The sequence below is a fragment of the Horticoccus luteus genome (assembly GCF_019464535.1).
Taxonomy (GTDB): Bacteria; Verrucomicrobiota; Verrucomicrobiia; order Opitutales; family Opitutaceae; genus Horticoccus; species Horticoccus luteus.
In genome coordinates this window covers 2198290-2215514 of record NZ_CP080507.1, presented here as the reverse complement: position 1 = coordinate 2215514, position 17225 = coordinate 2198290, and the positions used below count along the sequence as shown (strand labels likewise).

Genomic DNA, 17225 nt, shown 5'->3' with positions numbered 1-17225 from the left:
GATTGATCGCGGCACTCTCAACCGAGACGACAAGTTCCTCGTCTTGGGTTGCGTCGTGTTTGACGAAGCGGTAATTGCCGCGTTGGTCCGCGGTGCCGCAGCAAGGTGCTCTATTTTCGCGAAGGGTGTTCGATTCGCTCGAAGGCTTTAACGCACGCTACCAGCTCAGTTCCGATTACGACTTCTTCAGCCGGCCACTGTAGTCGGCCATCCCCTACTGGCATTACGATGCTGCTCCGCTCGCAGTTTTCCGGCAATTATCCACACAGCTCTCGAGAACGCAGGCGCAGGAAATGGCCCGCGAAGGGTGGGGATTGTGTTTCACCAATCGCCGTCAATTGCCGCCTGTGCGTCCCTTCGTGCCGGCCCTTGGATATGCGAAGCGCGCTGCGACTGAAATGAGGACATCGGTGAAAATCAGCGTCGTAACCCCCACCTACAATTCCGAACGGCATCTGGTTGAATGCTTGGAGTCTATCCATGCTCAGCAAGGCGCCGATTTCGAGCACGTCGTCGTTGACGGGGGGTCGCAGGATGGAACTTTGGCGATTCTGGATCGCTATCGCGATCGCGTCGCGCAGTTGGTGAGCGAGCGAGACGACGGAATCTCTGACGCCTTTAACAAAGGCATCGCGCGGTGTTGCGGTGACGTGATCCTCATCGTCGCTTCGGATGACCTGCTCCTGCCGGATGCGTTGGCCAGGATTGTCGCTGATTGGGGCAAGCGCGGAGCCTGTGATGTCATCTATGGCAATGTTCTTTTCCTTGATGCGGTAAACGGCAACGCGGTTATCCGCCCGGATCGCACGATGGGCGCGATTTGGGGCCGGCAGCCGCTGAAGCATGCTGCGATGGTGGTTAGCGCCGACGCGTATCGCAGATTTGGAGCCTACGACAAGCGGTGGCGCCTGGCGATGGACTACGAGTTGACCCTGCGGTTTCATCTGTGCGGCGCGTCTTTCCGCTATCTGGATGCAGAACTCGCGGCCGTGCGGCCGGGCGGTGCGTCGTATCGGAATTTGGGTCGAACCATGCGGGAGGTGGCGCAGATCGCCGAAGCGCATGGCGCAAGCAAGCTCAGGACGCGTTGTTTGCTGGCATGGAAGATCTGCCGCATCTACCTCCGCAGTTTTGTGCTCTCGAGCCGTTTTGCCGCACCGGCGACGCGGTTGTATCGCCGCGTCAACACACGCTTCAAACCGGAGACAAAACAATGAGAACCGTCCTTCTCGTCGTGCTCGCGATTTTTCCGAATGCGATCAAACAGGTGATTTATCGCCGCGGGTTCGGTTTCCAGATTGGTCGCGGCGTTAAGCTGGGATTTTCAATCGTTCTCGCCTGGCAGGTGAAAATCGGTGACGGCTCGCGGCTGGGCAATTTTAACGTCATCAAAAAGCTTCCGCTCTTCGAAATGGGGCCGCGCTCGTCGATCGGTTCGTTCAACTATTTTGCGCACGGCACCCATCCGGCCCAAGCCAAGGCCTCATTTGCTCTTGGGTCGGATTCGGCGATTACTGGAGGGCATTATTTCGATGTGGCGGCGCCGATCCGGATCGGTGACTTCACCACCGTCGCAGGCAAAGGCAGTCAGTTTTGGACACATGGGATTGATGTCGTCCGGTGCGTCCAAAGCGTCGCGCCGATTTCGATCGGCAGTTACGTTCTCGTCTGCGCGGGAGCGAAAGTCGTCGGGGGGGCGATCGTTCCCGATAAGTCAGTGGTGGCTGCGGGTGCTGTCGTAGCCGCGAAGTATTGCGAGGCCGGTGTGCTTTTGGCGGGCGTTCCGGCCACTGTGCGCAAGAAATTTTCCACGCAGGAAGCGTATTTCCAGCGCACGGCGAAGGATGTGTATTGGGGCTGAAAATCGGATAATGTTGATCGTTTTCAGCGGGACAGATGGGGCGGGGAAGTCGACGCAGATCGAATTGCTCGAGCGAGCGCTGCGTGGGCGTGGAGCCAGTGTGCGGCGGGTCTGGATCCGCGGCGGATACACCCCGGGGTTTGCCGCCTTGAAAGGGCTCGTGCGGCGCTTTCGTCCGCAGGCGTTGCCGAAGCCGGGCGCATCCAGCGAACGCACGCTAACATTCGCCTCGTCGCGCGTGCGGAGGGTTTGGCTCACTCTGGCGCTGCTCGACTTGCTGCTGCTCACCGCGCTCGTCCTGCGTGTGCGGGTCGCGATGGGGCGCACCGTGCTGTGCGATCGCTATCTCGAGGACAGCCTGTTGGATTTTCGGCGCAACTTTCCGCAGGAGGAGGTGGCGGACTGGTGGCTCTGGCGTGTGCTGGCGCAGTGCGCCGTGAAGCCGACCCATCAGTTCCTGCTGCTTGTGCGGCCGGCGGAGTCGGCCCGGCGCTCGCGGCTGAAGGATGAACCTTTCCCTGATTCACCGGAGACCCTGGCGTGGCGCTACGATGCGTATCGCGCACTTGGGGCCGGCGGTGGCTGGCAAGTGATCGATTGCGAACGCTCGATTGCAGCGGTGCAGCGCGAGATCGCGGCAAAGGTCGGCGTATGAGAGTTAGTCTTCTTTTGCAGCGCGAGCCGTTCGGCGAATTGTTGGCGCGCACCCTCGCACCTTACTGGTCGGCCGAATTAGGCCAACCGGTGGACGTGCGGTGGGCGCAACCGGCGTCCGGGGATCAAATTTGGCAGGGCAACATTTACTTGAACTTCTTCTGTGTGGCCGCGGTGAATCCATCTTGCTTCGACATCATTGTGCAGGAGTTCGGGTTTGCCCGCTCAGTGTGGCGTCGCGGGTTGCAGTCGGCCTACGTGCGCGCTGCGGTTACACCGCCATTTCGCTCCTTGCTGTCGCAGGTGAGCTTCGGTGTTTCGGTGCCGGTGCCGGACGCGGAGAGCAAGCTAGTCATTGGAGGTAATCACCGCTTGCGAGTTATCGAACCCGCACGCGCCCGCAGCACTGTGATTCATAAGGCGGGGTATAGTCGCTTGTCATTTGATCGCGAGGTAACGGCGCGGCGCGGTCTGGCGACCAAGCTGGCGCCGCCTTTCGAAGGGGTTGACACGTCGGGTTTGGCCTTTCGCGAAGAGTATTTCGCCGGCACGCCCGCCAATCGAATGCCGGCTGCAGCCGAAGAGAAGGCCCGACAAGCGGCAGTGAATCGCCTCGTCGCGGAGATTCATCGACCTTCAATGAGCGTCTTTTCACTGGATGAGCATGTGGCGCGAGTTTGTGCAGATCTAATCGCTCTGTGCCCTGAAGCGACGAACATCATTGGTGAGTGGAAGTCTTGGTTTGCGGAATTCGCCTCAGTGCCAATTGGCGTTTGTTTCACCCATGGCGACTTTCAGGGTGCCAATATTCTTGTGCAGGATAGACGACTCCACGTGATTGACTGGGAGACTGCGAGTGAACGATCGCAACTTTACGATCTAGCGACGCTTGATTCGCAAATTCGGCTCGCGCCAGTTGCTTTGCAGGCGTGGGAGCAAACCTTGGCCCGCTGGACGTCTGTGCCGGCCAGTGCACCTCGGCTGGAAGTAGCTCCGGAGAGTCGCGGGGCCTGGTTGGCGCATGGCGGCGTCTGGTGGCTTGAGGAGATACTCCTTCAGTTTGAGGAATCGCGACTAGCCGAGCATCTGTCGGGTCACAACACGAGAGACGCGATGCTGTTGCAATCGCTAGGCCATGCGCTCGACTACTTACGCCGATTGAAATGAACGGACCTACCGTAATTTTTTTCAATCAGGTAGCAGGCCCGCTTTTTCGCGAACTTGCCGAGGATGTGGCGCGCGAGGTCGGTGGCGCCGAGCTAGTGACGGGGCATCTGGCGGAGATCGGCCGCTCTTTGGATCCTTCGCTGCGGGTGATCTCCGCACCGGACTATGATAGGAGAAGTTTGCTGCGGCGGTCATCCTCTTGGCTGCATTATTTTTTGCGCGCAGCGGCGGTCGTTATGCGGTCCGACCGGAGCCAGGTGCTCTTTTTCGTTTCAAACCCGCCGTTTCTTTCGGTGCTGGGATGGCTTGCCGCCGTACTGCGCGGGCAATGTTATTGCGTGTTGGTTTACGATCTTTATCCGGGCGTGCTCGTGCAACTCGGGCGGCTTTCTCCGCGCAGTCCAGTTACTTGGGTCTGGCGAAAATTCAACCGACTTGTGTGGCGGCGGGCCGCGTTTGTCTTCACGATCGGCGATCATATGGCCGAAACTATCCGTGCCGAAGACAACGGGCTAGGTCAGCTCAATGTCTGTGTGATTCCGAACTGGGCCGATGTCGAATTTGTTCGTCCACTGCCCAAGAGCGAGAACCTATTTTTGCAATCGCTTGGATGGGGTAATCGTACGGTTGTGCTTTATTCGGGTAACTTAGGGAATACCCACAATCTTGACGGGCTCCTGCAGGCGGCGGAGTTGCTCAAGGAACGAAGCGATCTTGCATTTCTCATCATCGGCGCTGGGGCCCAGTGGGGGGCGGTCGAGGCAGCTATTGCAAGGCGCGGGCTTCACAATATGCGTTTGCTGCCATTTCAGCCGGAGAGCTTGCTGCCGCAGACGCTCCCCGCGGGCGATATCGCCGTGGTCTCGATGGACAACGCAATGGCCGGCTACATGGTGCCAAGCAAGACTTACTACTCGATGGCGGCCGGTTCGGCGCTGCTGGCGCTTGTGCCGCGAGAGTGCGAGGTCGCCGATATTGTCGCTGACGGCGGCTGTGGCGCGAGGGTCGATGCGACCGATGCGCCCGCGATTGTGCGCATTTTGATCGAGTGGCTCGATGCTCCCGAACGGCTGGCCGAATACCGTCGGCGGGCTAGGGCCCTTGCGGAATCGCAGTTTTCGCGCAACAACAGCGCGAAGTATGTGGCGGCGCTCCGCCCGTTGGTACTTGCTGGTCGCGGATGAAGATTCTTCAAACCATTTCGCATTATGTTCCAGCGTATCGTTTTGGCGGTCCTTTGCAGGTCGCACATGCTCTGGGTAAGGAGTTGGTCAAGCTGGGGCACGAAGTAATCGTATGCTGCACAAATCAAGCGGATGAACAGAGTGCGCTCAATGTGCCGATCAACACTCCGGTAGAGTTGGACGGGATTCAAGTGTACTATGAACCTGTGCAGCGAGGCAGACGCTGGGGCTACTCGCCGCCATTAGGTCGACGGGTCGAGCAACTTGTGCTCCGGAGTGACGTCGTAATTGCACATTCACATTTTCAATATGCAGGATGGGTTGGAGCGCGAGCGGCTAGACGAGCGGGAAAGCCGTATCTCGTGTATGCGCATGGTAGTTTGAAGCGCGATTCCCTGCGCGCCAGCAGTGGACTCGCCAAGCGCGCCTATCTCGCATTAATGGAAAACGCGAACCTACGGGGGGCGAAGCATGTGGTGTTCAATGCGGAGGAGGAATTGGACGATTCCCTCTACTCTCAGAACGGACTTGTTTTAAACAATGGTATTTCAGCAGATGAATTTGCGGTCTTACCTCAGCGGGGAGGATTTCGTGCCCTCAATCCTGAATTAGCGGATCGCACGCTCTTTCTATTCCTCGGGCGTATAGACATCCAACAGAAGGCGGTTGATCTCATTGTAGAATCATTCGGCCAAATCGTGGCCGCTTGTCCGGAAGCGATGCTCCTGCTAGCCGGTCCTTCGGAGGGCGGGGATGTCGCAGTGATTGAAACGCTGATCCGCCGCCTCGGGTTGCAAGCTCACGTCCGCTTTCTTGGCCTGGTCAGCGGTACGGCAAAACTCGATTTGTTGAGGGATGCGGATGTGTTTCTGATGCCCTCGCGCTACGAGGGACTTAGCATTGCGCTGCTTGAAGCGATGGCGTCGGGATTGCCGGTCATCTTGTCCGATCGCGCCGGTTTACATCGAGAAGTCGCCCGCCACACCTGCGGGATTGTGGTCGCGCCGGAGAAGAAGGCAGTGACGGCTGCTATGCTTCGGCTCCTGGGTCAGGAGGACCGCCGCCGCATGGGCGAGGCCGCACGCACGATGGTTATGCGAGACTACACTTGGACGGTCATCGCCGAACAACTGGAGCAAGTTATCTACTCATGTCTCACCGAAAATTGAAGTTGAGAAGACTGCGGCCGGTCGAGCAGTTGTTTTGCCATTGCTTGGCCGACGCGCCGCTCGGTGCGGGGACCGACGAAGTTTCCGATGATGAGCTTTGGGAGTTTGCGTGCCGGGAAGACGCGCAGAGCATCGTCGGCCGGCGTTTTGCAATGGAGGAAACGAGAGGGGCGCCACGGTGGCAGGAAGCCGTCGCTCGGGTGCGTGGCACCTTGACCTTGTACTTGCAGCAGCTCGATCGCGTCGCGACGGCGCTGGCAACGGAGGGCATCCCGCTTATCGCTTTGAAAAACTCGGGTATTGCGCGTGGTCTGTTTCCCGACTTGGCGGGGTGCCCCATGGGTGACATTGATGTGTTGGTATCGCCGGGTGATTTTCGCCGAGCACATGAAGTGATGAAACGGCTTGGATTCGAACTCGGTAATCGGAGCCCGTTCGAGATGTCCGACATCGAGGAGGCCGAACAGCATGGGGGCGCAGAGTACACGTTTGAACTGGCTGACGGCTCGACGTTGTGGTTTGAGCTTCAGTGGCGCCCTGTCGCCGGGCGTTGGATTCGGCCGGAGCAAGAACCAGAGGCGGACGAATTGATCGCGAATTCGGTGTCGATCACAGGAACGGACGTCCGGCTGCTCGGACCGGAAGATAATTTGCTGCAGGTCTGTCTTCATACGGCGAAACATACGTTCGTGCGCGCCCCGGGATTCCGTCTGCACACGGACGTTGATCGCATCGCGCGGCGCTGCACAATCGACTGGGATCAGTTTTGCGCTCGCGTAGAGCGCATCGGGGTGCGCACCGCGGTGTATCTTTCGCTGCTCATTCCCAAGGAGCTTCTCGGGACGCCGGTGCCATGCGACGTGTTGGAGCGCTTGAATTTTGCGCCCCGCAAACACAGGATTATGCTTCGCTGGCTGGAGAAGGTCGGGTGGTTCAACCCGAACCAAAAAAAATGGGGCAAGCTTGGCTATATCGTATTTAATTTTCTGCTCTACGATGACGTCAGCGGCGTGGTTCGTGCGGTGTTTCCCGATCAAACGTGGATGCAAGAGCGCTATGGAATTACTTCGCGCTGGAGCCTACCATGGTGCTACGCTCGGCGTATCGCGGACCTTTTGCTAAAACGGGCGAAAACGTGAGCGCCAACTTGTCCGTTTTATTTACGTCAGCTGGCCGGCGGGTGGAATTGATGCGATGCTTTCGGGCGGACGCGGCAGGACTCGGTTTGCCACTGCGTGCGATGGCGGCAGACCTGCGGCCGGAGTTGAGCGCAGCCTGCGGAGCCGCTGACGATCGGTTCATGGTGCCCCGCTGCCTCGCACCGGACTATGTGCCGACGTTGCTTGATCTCTGCCGTACAGAGCGGGTGGCCCTGTTAGTGCCAACAATCGACACGGAGCTTTCCGTTCTGGCGGAGCACGTCGCGGAATTCGCCGCCATCGGCACTCGAGTGGCTGTCTCGTCTCCCGCCGTGGTTGCCGTTGCTCGAGACAAGCTTCAGACTGCAACAACCTTCGGCGCAGCCGGAGTGACCGTGCCCCGCACAGCATTACTCGCAGATATGCTCGCGGATCCATCGGACTGGCGGTTTCCGGTGATATTGAAACCCTTAGGCGGAAGCAGTTCGATCGGCCTCGCGGTAGCACGCACTCCGGAGGAGGCGCGACAGATCGGAGCCCAGCGAGATGATTATCTGGCGCAAGAGCAGTGGTTGGGGCGGGAATATACAGTGAATATTTTTTTCGATGCTCGCGGCGCTTTACGCTGCGCCGTGCCGCACTGGCGGATCGAAACTCGCGGCGGCGAGGTGAGCAAGGGACGGACGGAGCGCGTGCCGGCGCTGGAAAAGGCTGCAAAACAGATCGCAGCCGCACTGCCTGGCGCTCGCGGAGCGCTTTGCTTTCAGGCCATCGTCAACGAAAGAGGCGAGGCGGGGGTTTTTGAATTGAACGCCCGGTTCGGTGGCGGCTATCCCTTGGCGCATCGTGCGGGTGCACGGTTTTCGCAATGGCTCCTCGAAGAGGTCGCGGGTCTGCCCTGCACGGCAAATGATGACTGGAAAGAGGGCGTAACGATGCTGCGTTACGATGCCGCGGTGTTTGTGTAGAGCGCCAAGCGCTCCGTTATTCGTGGCGCGCGACGCGCTGTTATCGGGAGCGCGTTATTCGTTTCTCGGGCGCGCCGCAACGCGGAGTGCGGATTGCGCTGCGCCAAGGCGTTTTAACCACGAATACACACGAAGTAACACGAATGGGCCGCGCGCACGAATGGGCGCGGCCGGAATGTCTGTTTCCCGGTGGCAAGTCCGAATAACCAATAACGACGGGATCGAAACACGTGGCTGAAAAGTGGCCTATTCACACGGTTGTCCTCGACATGGACGATACGCTTTTTGCCGAGCGCGATTATGTCTTGAGTGGATTTCGCGCCGCCGGAGCCTGGCTCGTCCGTGAACGCGGGGTCGCGGGGTTCGCCGAGGAGGCGCAGCGTTTGTTCGAGGCAGGCCGGCGCGGGCGGATTTTCAACGAAGCACTCGCCACACTGACGGAGTCAAAAACGGACAGTTGGGTGGCAGAGCTAATTGCCGTCTACCGCGAGCATCAACCGCAGTTGCGACTGCTACCGGAAGCGGAGTCGTTTCTCATTTGGGCGCGGCCTCGATTTCGCCTGGCGCTCGTCAGCGACGGTTTTTTGGCGGTGCAGCAACGCAAGGCGCATGCGCTTGGATTGGCTCAATGGATGGATCATCTGGTATTCACTGACCAATGGGGTCGCGAGTCTTGGAAGCCTGCTCAGAGAGGCTTTGAGGAAGTCGTGCGACTGAATCCCGGCGATGCTGAGGGCTACGTGTATGTTGCCGACAATCCCCGCAAGGACTTCATCGCCCCGCGGGCGCTGGGCTGGAAAACTGTGCGCGTGCGCCGGTCCGGAGGCGAGCACGCGGCGTATGAGCCAACGGCTGATGAAGCCGCAGACCAAGAGATTGACTCGTTGGACGCCTTGGGCGCCCTTCTGAAGCCGTGTCGCCCATGAAAAAGCTTTTGCTGCTGTTCACCGCTTTGGGGCTGATCGCGGCGGTCGTGGTGCAGTGCCTGCCGAAGCAGTCGCCTGCGACGTCCGACAGCAAGACGAGGCGTCTTGATGAAATGTTTGCGACTCGAGGGGATGGTTGGACCTCGGTGGAGGTGCCTCTCGGCCAAACAGAGGCGGTGCAAGGTGCCGTCGAAAAGACGCTGCGTTACGATGACGTGCTCTTTCGTCAATACACGACGACAACCGGAGATCACTTCACATTATATATCGCCTATTGGGATGCGGGTAAAATGCCGACGCAACTGGTGGCCTCGCATACGCCGGACCGCTGCTGGACTTCGGCCGGCTGGCAGTGTGATGAAATTCAGCATGGCGTTGCGGTGGCTGATCGCGAAGGCGTCACCCGCCCCGGGGAATTTCGGCGGTTCACGGCAGCAGGCGGCACCGTGCAGTACGTGGTCTATTGGCAGCTCGTGGGTAACGATCTTTACGATTTTGGCGATCGATTCAACCAAGTGCCTTCCGCGTGGCGCTGGTTGCGCGATGCATTTAAGCAAATGTTCGTTGCGCCTCCGGCGCAGTATTTTGTGCGTCTCGCCAGCGACCAGCCGTTGGAGAAGATCAAAGGCGATCCGGCGTTCGACAGCGTTCTGAGCGGTCTGCGGGCGATTGGGCTGGGGGCGGGAAGCGCGCCAGACGTCGGAAGGCAGACGACGGATGACGGAGGACGGAGGACGGAGCGCGCAACGCGGCGTTAATCGTTATCCGTTACTCGTTATTCGTTATTCGATCAGGCGTTTCCTGAAGTAAATTTTGCAGGCGGTAGCGGAGAGGGCGGAGGACGGAGACCGCGCAGCGCGGTTTACTCGTTATCCGTTACTCGTTATTCGTTATTCGATCAGGCGTTCCTGAAGTGAATTTTACAGGAGGTCGCGGAGAGCGCGGAGGGCGGAGAGCGGAGGGCGGACGGCGGATGGCGGATGACGGAGGACGGAGGGCGGATGACGGACGTCTGACGGCTGATGACGGAGGACTGACGGCGGAGGGCGGGCCGTTAATCGTTATTCGTTATTCGATCAGGTGTTTCGTGAAGTGAATTTTGCAGGCGGTAGCGGAGGAAGCGGGGGGCGGCTTGACGCGTCGGGAGACATTGGGTAATAAAGTAATACCATGCCCGTTATCAGTTTCAAAGTGGATCCCGCGTCGGCACAGCGGATTCGGGACAAGGCCCGGGCCGCTAAGTCGTCGGTTTCCGCCTACCTCCGGAAGGCGGCACTCGGTGAAACTGAACGGCAGGCGACTAAAATTGTTCGTCGGAAGCATCCGGTTTCGGGTTTGCCCCACAACGCAGCAGGCACCGGCCGCGTGGTGACGGAAGAGGAAATCCGGGCGGCGCTCGCTGATTTCCCGTGAAATACCTCCTCGATGTGAATGCCCTTCTCGCGTGGGAACACAGCGATTCATCGCATCACGCGGCATTTCACACTTGGGCCAAGCAGGCAGGGCGTTCCCATCTCTGGACCTGCGCCCATACTGAACTTGGGTTTTTGCGGGTGTCGATGCAGGTGTTTGGCTACAGTCTGGCGCAAGCGTCAGAGGCCCTATCCTTGTTGAAGGAGCACGTGGGAGGATTCATTGCGGTTGCGCCATCGCCGCGTCTGCCACGCTGGGCTTCGACGGCGGTAAAAACGTCGGATGCGTATCTCACGCAACTGGCGCGTGAAAACGGGCTGCGGCTGGCGACGTTCGACGCAGGCATCAAGGATGACGCGGTGGAGTTGATCGGTCAGCCAGCGAGAGAGGGGAGCCGTTGAGGCGCGGAGGGCGGACGCCGGACGGCGGATGGCGGATGGCGGAGGACGGAGGGCAGACGGCGGAGCGCGCAGCGCGGCGTTAATCGTTATTCGTTAGCCGTTAATCGTTATTCGTTATTCGTTAATCGTTAATCGTTATTCGTTCTTCGTTATTCGTTACTCGTTAATCGTTATTCGTTAGCCGTTAATCGTTATTCGTTGTTAGGCGGCGACCGGGGCGAGCAAAACATTTTTACAGGAGGGCGCGGAGGAAGCGGAGGGCGGAGGCGACCGCGCAGCGCGGTGTTAATCGTTATCCGTTACTCGTGGGGCACGGACGGCGGAGGGCGGATGCCGGAGGGCGGATGGCAGACGACTGAGGGCGGAGGCGACCGCGCAGCGCGGTGTTACTCGTTATCCGTTACTCGTGGGGCACGGACAGCGGAGGGCGGGGCGTGCCGGTGATCGTTATCGGTTATTCGTGGGGCACGGAGGGCGGGCGGCTGACTGACGGAAGCCGCAGGGCGAAGCTTGTCGCTGATCGGCCGGAATTCCACTCGTCTTGGTCTTCTGAATATCCAATAACCCGAACCGAATAACGCTTCACCTCTTTACCGTGACCAAACCACGCATTCACCTTTCTTCCCCTCACATGGGTCCGGATGAGCTGTCGCTCGTCCAGGACGCGTTCGCGACCAACTGGATCGCGCCGCTCGGGCCGCACGTCGACAAATTCGAGAGCGAATTTGTCGACGTTATTCGTGCTCCGTTGTCCGCTGGCGCGGGGCGGACGGCGGAGGGCGGAGGGCAGGCGACGGATGGCGCGGGGCGGACGGCGGAGGGCGGAGGACGGACGGGGGGGGGATCGTTTTCCGTTACTCGTGATTCGTTATTCGGGGCCGCTGGCGCGCCGATGTATGCGGCGGCGTTGTCGTCTGGAACGGCCGCGTTGCACTTGGCGTTGCGCTTGATCGGGCTGCAGCGGGGAGACGAGGTATTTGTCTCGACGCTGACGTTCAGCGCGAGCGTCAATCCCATCGCTTACGAGGGCGGGCGGCCGGTGTTCATCGATAGCGATCGCACGAGCTGGAATATGGATCCGGCGCGGCTGGAGGAGGCGTTGAAGGATCGCGCGGCGAAGGGGCGTCTGCCCAAGGCCGTGATACTGGTGCATCTTTACGGGCAGAGCGCGGATCTCGACGCGATCGCGGGGCTGTGCGCGCAGTATGGCGTACCTTTGATCGAGGATGCGGCGGAGGCGTTGGGGGCAATTTACTATCGTAAATTGCCGTTATCCGTTACTCGTGATCCGTTATCCGGGGACGGGGACGCAGGCGCGGCGGACGACGGAGGGCGGACGACGGAGGGCGGACGGCGGACGGAGGACGGACGGCTGATGACGGAGGGCGGACGGCGGACGGAGGACGGACGGCTGATGACGGAGGGCGACCATCGGACGGCGGAGGACGGGCCGCATATAACGCCTGCGGCGCACGCGGCGGGGGGGGCGTTATCTGATGGGAGGAAATCGTTATCCGTTACTCGTGATTCGTTATCCGGGGCTCCGGCCGCGGTGCGGGAACCGATTGCGCCGGGGACGGTGGGGCGGCTGGGGATTTTTTCCTTCAACGGGAACAAGATCATCACGACGTCGGGCGGGGGAATGTTGGTGTCGGCGGACAAGGCGTTGATCGACAAGGCGCGGTTTCTCGCCACGCAGGCGCGCGATCCGGCGCCGCACTATCAACATTCCGAAATCGGCTTCAATTACCGCATGAGCAATGTGCTCGCGGCCATCGGACGCGGACAACTGCGCGTGCTCGCGGATCGGGTGAATGCCCGGCGGGCGAATTGCGCGTTTTATCAAGCGGCGTTCGCCGATCTGCCGGGCATCGAATTCATGCCGGAGGCGGCGTTCGGACGCTGCACGCGGTGGCTGACGTGCATCACGGTCGATCCTGCGAAGTTTGGGTGCGACCGCGAAGCGTTGCGCGAGGCGCTGCTGAAGGAGAACATCGAGGCCCGGCCGGTGTGGAAGCCGATGCACCAGCAGCCGGTGTTTGCGGGCTGCGACACGTTTGGCGGCGAGGTGGCGGATGATTTGTTCGCGCGCGGGCTGTGTCTGCCGTCGGGTTCGAATCTCACGCGGGCGGATTTGGAGCGGGTGGTGGCGGGGGTGAAATCGTTATTCGTTAAGCGTTGATCGTTAATCGTTGCTGTCGTTAATCGTTAATCGTTATTCGTTATTCGTTGGGCGTTACTCGTCATTCGTTGCTGTGGTTAATCGTTGTTGGTTGTTAAGCGTTAATCGTTAAGCGTTGTTCGTCTCCTCCTATGAGTACACCGATTCGAAGTTTTGAGGATCTCGATTGCTGGAAGGCGGGCCGGGAGCTGCGTTTGTTCGTTTATCGCAATGTACTTCCTGTCTTGCCCCACGAAGAGCGGTATCGTTTAGGCGATCAGGTTTTGCGTGCAGCTCGTTCTGTCACCGCGAATATTGCAGAGGGCTACGGGCGGTATCATTATCTCGATAACTCGAAATTCTGCAGCTATGCGCGCGGTTCGTGTACGGAGGTGCTCGATCATCTGATTACCGCCCGCGATGAGGATTTGATTTCGGAATCCTTAATCAGCCAGGGGCGGCAGAAAGTTGAACGCGCGTTGCAGGTGATTAATGGGTATATCAGCTATTTGAAGCGGACCCATGTGACGGACGGGAAGCCCGGTACCGCGAAGCCCGAATAGCGGGTAACGAATAACGCAGATCGAATCGCGTGCCAACCGGCTCGCGGTTCGCATTGACCCGGGACGGCGGTGGGCTGTTGAATGACCCTCCTGTGCTTTTGAAACGCGGATTCGATCTGACCTTGGTCGTGCTGTCGGCGCCGGTTTGGGTGCCGGTGCTCGCGGTCGTGGGCTTGCTCGTGCGCATCAACCTCGGCTCACCGGTACTGTTTCGTCAGCGGCGTCCAGGCCGGAATGCGGCGATCTTCGAGCTGATCAAGTTTCGCACGATGACGAGTGCGCGCGATGCCGAGGGGCGTCTGCTGCCCGATGCCATGCGGCTCACGCGGTTTGGCCGCTGGCTGCGCGCGACTTCCCTCGATGAGCTGCCGGAATTGATCAATGTGCTGCGCGGCGAGATGAGTCTCGTGGGTCCGCGGCCGTTGCTCGTCGACTATCTGCCGCGCTACAGCGCGCGGCAGGCGCGGCGACATGAGGTGCCGCCGGGGTTGACGGGGCTCGCGCAGATCAGCGGGCGCAATGCGCTGGGCTGGGAGCAGAAATTCGAATGCGACGTACGCTATGTCGAAACGCGGTCGATCGGGCTTGATGTGCGCATCCTCGCGCTGACGATTTACAAGGTGCTGCGTCGCGAAGGCATTTCCGCCGCGGGCGACGCCACGATGCCGGAATTCAAACCCGTGGCATCAGACGTTCCGACCTTCGCCACAGAGGTCACGGAGAGCCCATCCCGAGGTCACGGAAGAACACTCTGAGCCGGTGCAACGGCCAATTTTTTAACCACGAATAAACACGAATGGGCACGAATCCGAACGCAGGTTTAAACAATCACCTCTGCCGTGGTTAAGCTCCGCTTCCAGGCATTCCGACCTTTGCCACAGAGGTCACGGAGAGCCCAACCCGAGGTCACGGAAGAACACTCTGAGCCGGTGCAACGGCCAATTTTTTAACCACGAATAAACACGAATGGGCACGAATCCTGACGCAGGTTTAAACAATCACTTCTGCCGTGGTTGTTTGGTTAACGAATAACGATCATCGAATAACCGCGTTCCGCCCATTCGTGTAAATTTGTGTGCATTCGTGGTTCAACAAGTCTTCCTGCCTCAGGTTATCGGTAAATCCCGTTTTCTCACAGAAGTGAACGAAGTGAAAACCAAGAACGAGCCATTCAAACCGTGCATGTCCACCATCCGTGTTAATCTGTGTACATCTGTGGTTAAACGAACGGCCGAATGGCGGATGACCGAGCACGCGCGCCGCGGTTTTCCACGCTGAGGCAGAAAAATTTCAAAGAAGAACATGGCTCATCTCGATCTCAATTTTTCCCGCAATCAACGGGTGTTGATGCTGGCGGTCGCTTATCTGGCGACGTTGACGGCGGCGTTTTACCTGGCGTTTGAACTGCGGTTCGATTTCGCGGTGCCGTTGCTACACCAGGAGATTCGCACCGAGTGGATCGCGATCGTGGTGGGCCTCCAGATGGTGGGCCTGATCGGGGCGCGGCAACTGGGGAGTGTGCTGACGTATTTCAGCATCCCCGATCTGACCCGCGTGGTGCTGGCGCTCACGGTGGTAAGCGTCTTGTTGTTAATCCCGCACGTGCTCCAGTTGAACGGCTTCACGATCCCGCGCGGGGTCTTGCTGGCGGACTACATGCTGGCGATCGCGGGGGTGTGTGGATTGCGGTTGAGCGCGCGGATCACGCGGGAGCGGTTTGCGTCCACCCGAACGACGGGTGCGGTGAAGGAACGGATTGCGATCATCGGGGCGGGCGATGCGGGGGCGGCGCTGGCCAACGAATTTATTTCGCATCCCTCGCGAGGGTTTCGGCCGGTGGTGTTTTTCGACGACGACCGGACGAAGCATGGCAAGACGTTGCATGGCGTGCGGGTGGTGGGCGTGCCGGAGACCGTCGAGCGTTATCTGCAACAGCATGAAATCACCAAGGCGGTGATCGCGATGCCGACGGCGACGGCCAAGCGGGTGCGCGAGGTCGTGCTGGCGATGACGGCGGCGGGGTTGAAGGTGGAGACGATGCCATCGATGGCGGAACTGGCGTCGGGTCGCGTGCGGGCGAGCCGCATCCGGCCGGTGCAGGTGGAGGATTTGCTGGGGCGCGATCCGGTGGCGCTCGATGCGGAGGCGATCCGTCATCTGGTGCAGGGAGAGGTGGTGATGGTGACGGGGTCGGGCGGGAGCATCGGCAGTGAAATCTGCCGGCAGATCGCCGCGCTCGCGCCGCGGCAACTGCTAATGGTGGAGCAATCGGAGGGGAGTCTTTTCCTGATCGAACAGGAGTTGAACGAGCTGGGCCATGCGACGGTCGCGGTGCCCTTGGTGGCGGACATCCTGGATCGCGCGCGGATGGATTATATTTTCACGCGTTACCGGCCGGCGGTGGTGTTTCACGCGGCGGCGCACAAGCATGTGTTCCTGATGGAACGGCAGCCGGCGGAGGCGATGCGCAACAACGCGGTGGGGACGCGCGAACTGGCGTCGCTCGCCGGGGCGCACGAGACGCGGTCGTTTGTGCTGATCTCGACCGACAAGGCGATCAACCCGACGAGCGTGATGGGTGCGACGAAGCGGTTGGCGGAGCTGCAATTGCTCGCGGTGCAGCGGCGGTATCCGGCGACGAAGTTTCTGGCGGTGCGGTTTGGCAACGTGCTCGGGTCGTCAGGGAGCGTGATCCCGATTTTCCGGCGTCAGATCGACAAGGGCGGTCCGATCACGGTGACGCATCCGGACGTGACGCGTTATTTCATGACGATCCCGGAGGCAGTGGGCCTCGTGCTGCAGGCGACGGTACAGGGCAAGGGGGGCGATATCTGCGTTTTGGACATGGGTCAGCCGGTGAAGATCATCGATCTGGCGCGGCAGATGATCGAGTTGAGCGGGTTGAAGGTGGGCGATGATATAGAGATCCAGATCACGGGGTTGAAGCCGGGCGAAAAGCTTTTCGAGGAGCTGCGGCACCATGATGAGAGTCACCAGCCGACGCAGCACACGCGGATCATGCGGTTCGTGGGGAATGGCGGGGATTTTTCGGTGGCGGAGGCGCGGTTTCTGGAGGTGAGCACGACGCTGCACCAGTTGGAGCCGGCGCAGGTGAAGCAACTGCTGCGGGAGTTCGTGCCGGAGTATACGCCGTATTTGGAGTGACCGCGCGGGGCGCGGTGGTGGGGGGGAGAGTCTGAGGGCGGAGGATGGACGGCGGACGACGGAGGGCGGACGGCGGAGGGCAGGCGGCAGGCGACCGAGCGCAGGCCTATTTTACAGGACGTCGCAGAGGAAGCGGAGGGAAGGACGGCCTGTTGCGAATTACGCGAAGCGGCGCGAATTTCCGGTGCAGAGTATTTTTAACCACGAATGGACACGAATGAGTGGGGAGAAACGTGAATCGAAATTCGTTAACCGTTATTCGTTAATCCATCCACCGAGGAGAGGAATGGGATTTACTCTGTGGCGAGGGTCGGAAAGGCATTTTTTAACCACAGATGACCACAGATGAACACGGATGGGGGGTAGACGCGTGAATCGGTGTTCGTTGATCGCTATTCGTTAGTCGAACGGACGTGGCCGAGCGCTTCTTCCTTACCTTCGTTACCTTCTGTAA

16 protein-coding genes are annotated in these 17225 nt (G+C 59.9%); all 16 read left to right on the top strand.

Going from position 1 to position 17225, the window contains the following annotated elements:
* Window positions 1-347 precede the first annotated feature (347 nt).
* Entirely contained in the window at window positions 348-1217 is an 870-nt protein-coding gene (locus K0B96_RS09250; protein WP_220160621.1) for a glycosyltransferase family 2 protein, read from the top strand.
* Window positions 1214-1861: an LbetaH domain-containing protein gene (locus K0B96_RS09245; RefSeq protein ID WP_220160620.1), complete on the top strand. Its 648-nt coding sequence runs from the start codon at window positions 1214-1216 to the stop codon at window positions 1859-1861. Before K0B96_RS09250 ends, K0B96_RS09245 begins: the two co-directional genes overlap by 4 nt.
* A gap of 10 nt (window positions 1862-1871) precedes the next feature.
* A complete protein-coding gene (locus K0B96_RS09240; RefSeq protein ID WP_220160619.1) occupies window positions 1872-2516 on the top strand; it encodes a dTMP kinase in 645 nt (214 codons plus the stop codon).
* On the top strand, window positions 2513-3682 hold the full coding sequence (locus K0B96_RS09235) for a phosphotransferase family protein (protein ID WP_220160618.1): 1170 nt from the start codon (window positions 2513-2515) through the stop codon (window positions 3680-3682). The genes K0B96_RS09240 and K0B96_RS09235 overlap by 4 nt, the downstream gene beginning before the upstream one ends.
* Complete coding sequence (locus K0B96_RS09230; protein WP_220160617.1) at window positions 3679-4866, top strand: glycosyltransferase family 4 protein; 1188 nt, start codon at window positions 3679-3681, stop codon at window positions 4864-4866. Before K0B96_RS09235 ends, K0B96_RS09230 begins: the two co-directional genes overlap by 4 nt.
* The gene (locus K0B96_RS09225) at window positions 4863-6035 is read left to right on the top strand and encodes a glycosyltransferase (protein WP_220160616.1); all 1173 of its coding nucleotides are present in this window, start codon (window positions 4863-4865) and stop codon (window positions 6033-6035) included. Before K0B96_RS09230 ends, K0B96_RS09225 begins: the two co-directional genes overlap by 4 nt.
* Entirely contained in the window at window positions 6017-7174 is a 1158-nt protein-coding gene (locus K0B96_RS09220) for a nucleotidyltransferase domain-containing protein (protein ID WP_220160615.1), read from the top strand. The genes K0B96_RS09225 and K0B96_RS09220 overlap by 19 nt, the downstream gene beginning before the upstream one ends.
* The gene (locus K0B96_RS09215; protein ID WP_345779910.1) at window positions 7120-8142 is read left to right on the top strand and encodes an ATP-grasp domain-containing protein; all 1023 of its coding nucleotides are present in this window, start codon (window positions 7120-7122) and stop codon (window positions 8140-8142) included. Before K0B96_RS09220 ends, K0B96_RS09215 begins: the two co-directional genes overlap by 55 nt.
* A gap of 230 nt (window positions 8143-8372) precedes the next feature.
* Window positions 8373-9068, top strand: a complete 696-nt coding sequence (locus tag K0B96_RS09210; protein WP_345779909.1) for an HAD family hydrolase — start codon at window positions 8373-8375, stop codon at window positions 9066-9068.
* Window positions 9065-9826: an exosortase-associated EpsI family protein gene (locus K0B96_RS09205; protein WP_220160612.1), complete on the top strand. Its 762-nt coding sequence runs from the start codon at window positions 9065-9067 to the stop codon at window positions 9824-9826. The genes K0B96_RS09210 and K0B96_RS09205 overlap by 4 nt, the downstream gene beginning before the upstream one ends.
* A 412-nt stretch (window positions 9827-10238) precedes the next feature.
* Window positions 10239-10481 carry a plasmid mobilization protein gene (locus tag K0B96_RS17690; protein WP_425602943.1) on the top strand — a complete coding sequence of 81 codons (243 nt, stop codon included), beginning with the start codon at window positions 10239-10241 and terminating at the stop codon, window positions 10479-10481.
* On the top strand, window positions 10478-10882 hold the full coding sequence (locus K0B96_RS09200) for a PIN domain-containing protein (RefSeq protein WP_220160611.1): 405 nt from the start codon (window positions 10478-10480) through the stop codon (window positions 10880-10882). Before K0B96_RS17690 ends, K0B96_RS09200 begins: the two co-directional genes overlap by 4 nt.
* Window positions 10883-11513: 631 nt before the next feature.
* Window positions 11514-13064, top strand: a complete 1551-nt coding sequence (locus K0B96_RS17575; protein ID WP_425602969.1) for a DegT/DnrJ/EryC1/StrS family aminotransferase — start codon at window positions 11514-11516, stop codon at window positions 13062-13064.
* Between the two features lie 131 nt (window positions 13065-13195).
* Entirely contained in the window at window positions 13196-13606 is a 411-nt protein-coding gene (locus K0B96_RS09190) for a four helix bundle protein (RefSeq protein WP_220160609.1), read from the top strand.
* Window positions 13607-13704: 98 nt separating this feature from the next.
* A complete protein-coding gene (locus tag K0B96_RS09185; protein ID WP_317983812.1) occupies window positions 13705-14361 on the top strand; it encodes a sugar transferase in 657 nt (218 codons plus the stop codon).
* A gap of 547 nt (window positions 14362-14908) precedes the next feature.
* The gene (locus K0B96_RS09180; RefSeq protein WP_220160607.1) at window positions 14909-16771 is read left to right on the top strand and encodes a polysaccharide biosynthesis protein; all 1863 of its coding nucleotides are present in this window, start codon (window positions 14909-14911) and stop codon (window positions 16769-16771) included.
* Window positions 16772-17225 lie beyond the last annotated feature (454 nt).